This is a genomic window from Streptomyces sp. NPDC005866 (assembly GCF_040629895.1).
Taxonomy (GTDB): domain Bacteria; phylum Actinomycetota; class Actinomycetes; order Streptomycetales; family Streptomycetaceae; genus Streptomyces.
Genome location: NZ_JBEXWP010000036.1, coordinates 66,335 through 75,313 on the forward strand (window position 1 = coordinate 66,335; position 8,979 = coordinate 75,313).

At 67.8% G+C, this 8,979-nt stretch carries 9 protein-coding genes and 1 rRNA gene; all 10 read right to left on the reverse strand.

Annotated features, from left to right (window positions below):
* Positions 1-91: 91 nt before the first annotated feature.
* Positions 92-736, reverse strand: a complete 645-nt coding sequence (locus ABZ396_RS36995; protein ID WP_358922830.1) for a MerR family transcriptional regulator — start codon at positions 734-736, stop codon at positions 92-94.
* 268 nt (positions 737-1,004) lie between these two features.
* Positions 1,005-1,478 (reverse strand): bifunctional nuclease family protein, encoded by a 474-nt coding sequence (locus ABZ396_RS37000; protein ID WP_026253112.1) that lies wholly within the window; start codon positions 1,476-1,478, stop codon positions 1,005-1,007.
* Between the two features lie 91 nt (positions 1,479-1,569).
* Positions 1,570-2,307: a MerR family transcriptional regulator gene (locus ABZ396_RS37005; RefSeq protein WP_358922828.1), complete on the reverse strand. Its 738-nt coding sequence runs from the start codon at positions 2,305-2,307 to the stop codon at positions 1,570-1,572.
* A gap of 39 nt (positions 2,308-2,346) precedes the next feature.
* Complete coding sequence (locus tag ABZ396_RS37010) at positions 2,347-3,177, reverse strand: FHA domain-containing protein (RefSeq protein ID WP_358922826.1); 831 nt, start codon at positions 3,175-3,177, stop codon at positions 2,347-2,349.
* A 190-nt stretch (positions 3,178-3,367) separates the two neighbouring features.
* Positions 3,368-4,204, reverse strand: coding sequence for a DUF881 domain-containing protein (locus ABZ396_RS37015; protein ID WP_358922825.1), 837 nt, complete (start codon positions 4,202-4,204; stop codon positions 3,368-3,370).
* A 5-nt stretch (positions 4,205-4,209) separates the two neighbouring features.
* A complete protein-coding gene (locus tag ABZ396_RS37020; RefSeq protein ID WP_046727248.1) occupies positions 4,210-4,542 on the reverse strand; it encodes a small basic family protein in 333 nt (110 codons plus the stop codon).
* Positions 4,539-5,447: a DUF881 domain-containing protein gene (locus tag ABZ396_RS37025; protein WP_358922823.1), complete on the reverse strand. Its 909-nt coding sequence runs from the start codon at positions 5,445-5,447 to the stop codon at positions 4,539-4,541. The genes ABZ396_RS37020 and ABZ396_RS37025 overlap by 4 nt, the downstream gene beginning before the upstream one ends.
* A 106-nt stretch (positions 5,448-5,553) precedes the next feature.
* On the reverse strand, positions 5,554-8,049 hold the full coding sequence (locus tag ABZ396_RS37030) for a mannose-1-phosphate guanyltransferase (RefSeq protein WP_358922821.1): 2,496 nt from the start codon (positions 8,047-8,049) through the stop codon (positions 5,554-5,556).
* Positions 8,050-8,163: 114 nt separating this feature from the next.
* On the reverse strand, positions 8,164-8,772 hold the full coding sequence (locus tag ABZ396_RS37035; protein ID WP_358922819.1) for a CDP-alcohol phosphatidyltransferase family protein: 609 nt from the start codon (positions 8,770-8,772) through the stop codon (positions 8,164-8,166).
* A gap of 112 nt (positions 8,773-8,884) precedes the next feature.
* Positions 8,885-8,979: ribosomal RNA gene (gene rrf, locus ABZ396_RS37040) — 5S ribosomal RNA — on the reverse strand; the annotation flags it as partial.

The following is an 8,979-nucleotide window of genomic DNA, read 5'->3' on the forward strand; positions in this document are numbered from 1 at the left end:
CTGCACCACGCCACTGACAATGCCCCGGCACGGAACCGTGCCGGGGCATCACATTCGGCTCAAGGGGATCGAGGGGCTTCGGGCCCGGACGTCAGCCCGCCCGGTTGCGCCGCCGGGCCAGCTCGTCGGCGGGGTTGTGCCCGACGAGGGTCTCGCCGGTGTCGACGCGCTCGCCGTGCAACTGGGAGAGTGCGCTTTCCACGTCCCGCCAGACCACGCCGACCGCGATCCCGAAGATGCCCTGACCGCCCTGGAGCAGGTCGTGGACCTCGTCGGGCGAGGTGCACTCGTAGACCGTGGCGCCGTCGCTCATGAGGGTCATGCGCTCCAGGTCCCGGAACCCGCGTTCCCTCAGGTGCTGGACGGCGGTGCGGATGTTCTGGAGGGACACCCCGGTGTCCAGGAACCGCTTGACGATCTTGAGGACGACGACGTCCCGGAAGCTGTACAGGCGCTGGGTGCCCGACCCGTAGGCGGGCCGCACGCTGGGCTCCACCAGACCGGTGCGGGCCCAGTAGTCGAGTTGCCGGTAGGTGATGCCGGCCGCCGCACAGGCCGTGGGCCCCCGGTAGCCGATCTCCTCGGTCGTCATGGACGCCGCCCCTCCGCCGCTCGGCACTACCGTCGGCCGCTGCTGAGCGTGACCGGCAGTGCTGCCGTGAAGCGGGTACGGACCGCTCTCCCCGAGACGTCGTCCCGGGGCACCCCCAGCCGTACCGTCGCCGCTGTTTCTCACGCCGACCTCCGTCCTTGACCTGCCTTCTCGACGGTAGGCAGTCACCAGGGGTGCGTCAACGATCGCCACACTCGGCACGCCGAGTGATAATCACCCTAGGAGTGGTTTCCCGTGCCCCACCGCGGGGAAAGGCTAGCCGAATGCTCTGGCGGAAAGCGTAGGACGCTCTCAGTGGCCGCTGGCAATTGCCCATGAGTTTCGGCTGTGAGGAGCCGTGAACCGGCCCGTCACCGGCCTGTGGCGGTGGGTGGCGGGCCGCTGAGGTCTCTCACTGGCTGCTGGTGCCGAAGTCCTCGGGCGAGATCTGGTCGAGGAACTCGCGGAACTTCTCCACCTCGTCCTCCTGCTCGTCCGGGATCGCGATGCCCGCGTCGTCCAGCACCGTGTCGCTCCCGTAGATCGGCGTTCCGGTGCGCAGCGCCAGCGCTATGGCGTCGGACGGACGGGCGCTCACCTCGACGCCGCTGGCGAAGACCAGCTCCGCGTAGAAGACGCCCTCACGCAGATCCGTGATGCGTACTTCGGTGAGCTCCTGACCGACGGCCTCCAGCACGTCCTTGAACAGGTCGTGGGTCAGCGGTCGCGCGGGGGCCATGCCCTGCTGGGCGAAGGCGATCGCCGTCGCCTCCCCCGGCCCGATCCAGATGGGGAGGTAACGGTCGCCTCCCACTTCGCGCAGGAGCACGATCGGTTGGTTGGAGGGCATTTCCACCCGGACACCTACGACATCGAGCTCGTTCACACAGCAACCCTAGGCCGTGCCCGGGACGTTTGGGTAGTCGGGCCGGGAACGCGCGCCCGATCCGATCTCCGCCCGGGTCCTGTCACGATGGTCACGGCAGCCGCACCCCGAGCGCGGTCTGCACCAGTGCGGAGTGCAGCTTCACCGTGAGCGCCGCCAGCTCCTTCGTACGGGCCTCGGCATGGGCCCTGGTCTGCGGGTTACGGTGCCGCTTGAGCGGGGCCACCACCTGGTCCACCAGTCCCGCCTCTCGATCGGCGGCGGCCTTCATCACCCGCAGATGGCGTGGCTCGATCCCGAACCGGCCCAGCTCGGTCACCAGCGCCGCCACGGTGACCGCCTCGGCGTCGTACACGCCGTCCTCCAGGGGAGCGATCAGCCCGTACGACTCCCACTCCGCCAGGCAGTTCTCGTCGATCTCGGCGGCCGCGAGCAACTCGTCCCGCCCGATCCGCGCCACCGTGGGCGCCTCGGAAGCCGTCGGCAGGGCCTCACCGTCCCGCGGCCGCCCCAGCACGGGCAGCTGTACGGCCTCACCGCGCTCCATGGCGTCCAGGTACTCCCGGATGACCTTCAGCGGCAGATAGTGGTCCCGCTGCATCCTCAGGACGTGTGCGAGACGCACCACGTCCCCGGAGCTGAACTTGCGGTAGCCGGACGGGGTCCGGCGCGGCTCGATGAGCCCCTCCGACTCCAGAAAGCGGATCTTGGAGATGGTGACTTCGGGGAACTCGTCGCGCAGCACGTTCAGCACCGTGCCGATGCTCATCAGCCCGGTTTCCGTGGCGGCGGTGCCGTGCCCGGTACCGCCGCTCGGTGTGTGCAGCATGGACCTACTTCCCTGGGGTCCCGGACGAGGTCGGGAGGGTCAGATGCCCTGCCGGCTCGCATAGAAGACCAGCCGGTACTTGCCGATCTGGACCTCGTCACCGTTCGACAGAGCGACCTGGTCGATGCGCTCCCGGTTGACATACGTGCCGTTGAGGCTGCCCACGTCGGCCACCGTGAACGAGCCGTCCGACTGGCGGCGGAACTCCACATGGCGGCGCGAGACCGTCACGTCGTCCAGGAAGATGTCGCTCTGCGGGTGACGGCCGGCCGTGGTCAGGTCGCTGTCCAGCAGGAAGCGGCTGCCCGAGTTCGGGCCGCGGCGCACGACCAGCAGCGCGGAGCCGAGCGGCAGCGCGTCGACGGCCGCCTGCGCCTCGGGCGAGAGCGCGGGCGCCTGGGTCTGGCCGGTGACCTCGGCGTCGTAGGCCTCAAGACCGGAGATAGAGATCGTGGACGTCGTCTCGGACGCACGCTCGGGGACGGCGCCCGCGCGCAGCGGGGCACCGCAGTTGGAACAGAATCGGGCGTTCTCCGCGTTGCGGTTACCGCACCTCGTACATACCAGGGCCGACATGGACGGATCCTCCTGCCGCGGCTGCCCCGCCGGGGCGTTGGACGCGTACGGGCCGGAGGTGAACCCTCCACCCGCACCTGAGGTTGACGGTTGCCCGAAACCTATGCCGCCGGACTGGGACGGGTCAACTGACGGCGCGCCCTGACCTCCCGAAATGTCACCCCCCGGACCAGCCACCTGGTCCCGGAACAGCGGGCGCTGCCCCTCCGCGTCGGGCTGTGCGCGATGGCGAGCGGTGGCGTTGTCGCTGCCCTCTCGCGCGCTCTTGCCGAACAACTTCGCAAACAACTTCACGGGCGATTCCCCTTGACCGAAACAGACCCGCCCGTGGGGCAGGACGAACCCTGACTGAATAGACCGGCCGAACCGGACAACCTCACAACGTCCGTATCCACCAGACAGTTTCCACCACGCACCGGCTCCCCGGTGCGCCGACCCCCCGCATCCTCATGCCCCCGCCCGACGTCCCCCATGCACCGCCGGTTCACTGTGAGGACGACCGAGCGTAGTCAGGCTCCTTCGCCGGCCGCAAGGCATCCACGACGATCTTGGTCGACCGCTCGACGGTCACAGTCGCCTGTTCCTTCTCCAGGGTCTGCACCACGCCTCCAGGGATGTTGAGCGCCGGTTCGAGGTCCTGCGGCTTGCCGATCACCCTGAAAACGTAGGGCTGGGTGATCTTGTTCCCGTCGACGCTCACACTCTTCCCGGAGTCGGTGAGGTAGGTGCCGGCGATCACCCGCACCCCGTTGACCTGGACCGCCTCCGCGCCGGCAGCGCGCAATTCCTGGATCGCGTCGAGCAGCATGTCCGCCTGTACCGTCCCCTTCGGGTCGTCGACCGTCATCGTGATGCCAGGACCCTGCGCCGCCACGGTGCCCGCCAGAATGCCGAGTTGCCTCTGCTTCTCGGCCGTCTGCTTGCGTGCCTCCGCCGCCTGGTCGGAGCTGCTCTGCAACTCCTGGCGCTGCTTTTCGAGTCCTGTCTTCTCGTCCTCAAGACGCTGAGTACGGGCATCCAGTTCATCGAGGATGCGAACAAGATCCTCCTGACGGGCCCCGCGCAGCGCGCTGTCACTGTCGCTGTTCGACGCCACCTGCACGGCAAGGCCGAATCCGAGCCCGAACAGCAGTACGGTGACAATCAGTTGGGCCCGGCTGGCCCGCGGCGGCCACAGCCCCTGGGCAAGCCGCCGGCGGCCGGTCAGCCCGGCCCCCGGCTTCGGCTCAGCGGCGGATTCGGTCTCCGGTGCCGCGGCCGGCACCTCGGCGGGGAGCTCTCTGCGCAGCCGGTGCTCCGGCCGTTTCTCGTGCTCGCTCATGCCGCTCACGCCCGGAAGACATGCCGGCGGATCGCCGCGGCGTTGGAGAAGATACGGATGCCGAGGACCACGACGACGCCCGTGGACAACTGCGAGCCCACGCCCAACTTGTCGCCCAGGAACACGATCAGCGCGGCCACCACCACGTTGGACAGGAACGACACCACGAACACCTTGTCGTCGAAGATCCCGTCGAGCATCGCCCGCAGACCGCCGAAGACGGCGTCGAGCGCCGCGACGACGGCGATCGGCAGATACGGCTCGACGACAGCCGGAACCTCAGGGCGGACCAACAGTCCGGCCACGACGCCCACGACGAGGCCAAGTACGGCGATCACGATGTGCCCTTCTCCGTCTTCTCGGTGTACGGCTGGGCCGTACGTACGATCACGCTGGGTGCGGCGGGCAGCCCGACGTCACTCTCCGTGGAGACCGTCGCCCGGATATGGAAGTTCTCCTCCAGGGCATGCAGATACAGCCCGTCCGGGCTGTCCTGGAACCTGGAGCTGAGCCTCTCCCCGTCCCCCACCGCCAGCACCGTGTACGGCGGTACCAGCGGCCTGTTGTCGACCAGTATCGCGTCTCCCGCGGCCCTGATCGCGGACAGGGCCGTCAGCCGCTGCCCGTTGATGGAGATCGCCTCGGCGCCCGAGGCCCACAGCCCGTTCACGACGCGCTGCATGTCATGGTCACGAATCCGGCCGGTGTCGGAGAATCCGGAGGTCTCCCGCGGGTTGCTGCCGTCGCCACCCGAGGACGCCTCCTTGGCGTCGTTCACGACCAGCTTCACGCCGGGGCCGTGCACCGCCGTGGCACCCGACAGGATGTCCACCAGGTCCGCCTGCCCGCCGCCGCTCTCCTTCAGCGCCGCGCGCTGGCGGGCGCTGACGTCGTCACGGAGCTTGTCGACATTGTTCTCCAGCTCGTCGGCAGCCGCCGTCTCGCGGTCGATGCGGTCGATGAGCTCCTGGCGCTCCTTGGCCACGACGGGGGCCGTCACACGCGCCTGCGCCGCTCCCACGGTCACCACGAGGGCCGCGAGCACCAGACCGCCGGCGAGACCCAGCTTGGCGCGGAGGGTCTTCGGCATGCCGCCGCTCTCCCCCTGAGCCCGCCTACGGGCCGCAGCCTCGGCGTACCCGTCGTCGAGGCTGTGGTCCATGACGCTGGTGATCAACGACATGGAGGCGTCCGGGCGCTGCGCCCGGGTGGCGCTGCTCCGAACGGGGGGTTGCTGCGGCATGCCGCACATCGTCGCACGTTGCGACCGGTACCTCCGAATGGCCCCACCGGCGTGCCGGACAGGCCCCCTCGGGGACACTTGTCCGGCACGCGCGCGTGCGGCAGTTTTACCGTCCGGCGCTGTCCACGATCGCCGACCATTCGTCCAACAGGGCCTGCGCGGAGGCGTCGTCGGGCCCCTCGGCCCACAGATGGGTGACCGCCTCGGCCGGGTCGGGCAGCACCATCACCCAGCGCCCGTCGGTCTCCACGACCCGTACCCCGTCCGTGGTGTCGACGAAGCGATCACCGGCCTCCTCGACGACACGCCGCATGACCAGCCCCTTGACGGCCCAGGGGGTCGCCAGGTCCCGCTTGAGGACATGCGCCCGCGGAATCCGGGCGTCGATCTGGCTGAGCGTGAGCTGCGTCCGCGCCACCAGACCGATCAGCCGTACGAAGGCCGCCGTACCGTCGTAGACGCTGCTGAACTCGGGGATGATGAATCCGCCCTTGCCGTCACCACCGAAGATGGTGCCTTCCTCACGCCCCACGCGCGTGAGGTCGTCGGGCGAGGTGGTCGTCCACTCGACCTGGGTGCCGTGGTACGCGGCCACCTGCTCGGCGATCCGGGTCGTGGTGACCGGAAGCGCCACACGGCCGCTGCGCCGCTCGGCGGCGACCAGGTCGAGCATCACCAGGAGCGCCCGGTCGTCCTCGATGATGCGGCCCTTCTCGTCCACCAGGGACAGCCGCTCACCCACCGGGTCGAACCGCACGCCGAACGCGGCCCCGGAGGACGCCACGATCTCGCCGAGGCGCACCAGCCCCGACCGCCGCTGATCCGCCGTCTCGGTGGGCCTCGCCTCGTTGAGACCGGGGTTTATGGTCAGCGAGTCCACGCCGAGCTTCCCGAGCAGGCTCGGGAGGACCAGCCCGGCGCTGCCGTTGGAAGCGTCCACGACAACCTTCAGGCCGGCCTCGGCGATCCCGCTGATGTCGACGTTCCGCAGCAGCGAACCGGTGTACGAGTCGAAGACGCTGGACGGGAAGTACAGGTCGCCGATCTCGCCGGGGAACGCACGCCGGTACTCCTGCCGCGCGAAGATCCGGTCCAGCTTGCGCTGGCTGGCCTGCGAGAGGTCCGCGCCCTGCTCGTCGAAGAACATGATGTCGACGGAGTCGGGCACCCCGGGCGAGGTCCGGATCATGATGCCACCCGCACTGCCCCGCGCGGTCTGCTGCCGTGCCACCGGCAGGGGCACGTTCTCCAGGTCGCGTACGTCGATGGCACTGGCCTGGAGCGCGGAGATGACCGCCCGCTTGAGCGCACGGGCACCGCGGGAGTGGTCTCGGGCCGTGGTGACCGTGGAGCCCTTCTTCAGGGTGGTCGCGTACGCGCCGGCGAGCCGTACGGCCAGCTCCGGCGTGATCTCCACGTTCAGGATTCCGGAAACACCCCGGGCACCGAACAGGTGCGCCTGCCCGCGGGACTCCCAGATCACGGACGTGTTGACGAACGCACCGGCCTCGATGGTCTTGAACGGATAGACCCGGACGTTGCCCTGCACGATCGATTCTTCACCGATCAGGCACTCGTCACCGATGACCGCTCCGTCCTCGATCCGGGCGGCCCGCATGATGTCGGTGTTCTTCCCGACGACACAGCCCCGCAGATTGCTGTGCTGCCCGACGTACACGTTGTCATGCACAACGGCCCGGTGCAGGAAGGCACCGCTCTTCACGACGACATTGGAGCCCACGACGGTGTGCTCGCGGATTTCCGTGCCGGCCTCGACCTTGGCGTAGTCACCTATGTACAGCGGTCCACGCAGCACGGCGTCGGTATGCACCTCGGCACCCTCGGCCACCCAAACGCCCGGCGATATCTCGAAGCCGTCGATGTCGACGTCGACCTTGCCCTCCAGGACGTCGGCCTGTGCCTTCACGTACGACTCGTGGGTGCCGACGTCCTCCCAGTAGCCCTCGGCGACATAGCCGTAGACCGGCTTGCCTTCCTTCATCAGTTGCGGGAAGACATCGCCGGACCAGTCGACGGGAACATCGGCCTCGACATAGTCGAAAACCTCGGGCTCCATGACATAGATGCCCGTGTTCACCGTGTCGGAGAAGACCTGCCCCCAGGTCGGCTTCTCAAGGAACCGCTCGACCTTCCCCTCTTCGTCGACGATGGTGATGCCGAATTCCAGAGGATTGGGCACACGGGTCAGGCAGACCGTGACGAGCGCACCCTTTGCCTTGTGGAAGTTGATGAGTTCGGTGAGGTCGAAGTCAGTCAGCGCATCGCCGGAGATGACGAGGAAAGCATCGTCCTTCAACGCCTCTTCGGCGTTCTTGACGCTTCCGGCAGTACCGAGTGGCTTCTCCTCATTGGCATACGTGAGCTCCATGCCGAGCTCTTCGCCGTCCCCGAAATAGTTCTTGACGAGCGATGCCAGGAACTGCACGGTGACAACGGTCTCGGTGAGCCCATGCCTTTTTAGCAGCCTTAGCACATGCTCCATGATCGGGCGGTTCACCACCGGAAGGAGCGGCTTGGGCATGCTGGAAGTCATGGGGCGAAGGCGTGTGCCTTCACCACCGGCCATCACGACGGCCTTCATGTCGGAAGCGTCCTCCTCTACGAGACGACGGTCTAGCCGACTTCACCCGTCCGATTGTCCCGCACTTTTCCGCCGCGGGCCATCGAAGCCACTACGTCCGGACAATCGCCGAGTTCAATCGGCTGTGGCGTCCGCGCGAACCAGACGACGGACCTGCACCACGTAGAGCACTCCTGCCCACCAATAGAGGGTTGTACCCCATCCGGCGAACGCCCATCCGAAAATTGCAGCGAGTGACGAGATCCAGCCGCTTCCGTCACTGAGCAGCAGGAGCGGGAACGCGTACATCAGATTGAACGTGGCGGCCTTGCCAAGGAAGTTCACCTGCGGCGGCGGATAGCCGTGCCGTCGCAGGATGCCCACCATCACCAGCAGCACCAGCTCACGCAGCAGTAGCACGGCCGTCAACCAGAGCGGCAGGATCTCGCGCCAGGTGAGTCCGACCAGCGTCGACAGGATGTAGAGCCGGTCCGCGGCGGGGTCCAGCAGCCGGCCGAGGCTGCTGATCTGGTTCCAGCGCCGGGCGAGCATGCCGTCCAGGTAGTCGCTGATGCCGCTGAAGGCGAGCACCAGCAGTGCCCAGCCGTCGCTCTTGGGCCCGCCGAACTCGGGCCTGAGGATCAACCACAGGAAGACAGGTACGCCGACAAGACGCGCCATGCTGAGGATGTTCGGGATGGTGAGGACCCGGTCCGTCTGGACACGGGTCTCCTGGACCTCCACCCGGGGGCCTCCTGTGAGGGGAATCGAGCCAACTTTGCTCCCTGACCCTACCTCAACGCAAAAAAGCTCTGGCTCTCGGGCTTGTTGCCCAAGAGCCAGAGCTCTAAAAGGAGTTCGGCGGTGTCCTACTCTCCCACAGGGTCCCCCCTGCAGTACCATCGGCGCTGTAAGGCTTAGCTTCCGGGTTCGGAATGTAACCGGGCGTTT

Bases quoted from the DNA above. Each gene is read 5' to 3' on its own strand.
- ABZ396_RS37005 (WP_358922828.1), bottom strand. From the start codon at position 2,307: ATGCTGCACACACCGAGCGGCGGTACCGGGCACGGCACCGCCGCCACG.
- ABZ396_RS37015 (WP_358922825.1), bottom strand. From the start codon at position 4,204: ATGAGCGAGCACGAGAAACGGCCGGAGCACCGGCTGCGCAGAGAGCTC.
- ABZ396_RS37025 (WP_358922823.1), bottom strand. From the start codon at position 5,447: ATGCCGCAGCAACCCCCCGTTCGGAGCAGCGCCACCCGGGCGCAGCGC.
- ABZ396_RS37030 (WP_358922821.1), bottom strand. From the start codon at position 8,049: ATGAAGGCCGTCGTGATGGCCGGTGGTGAAGGCACACGCCTTCGCCCC.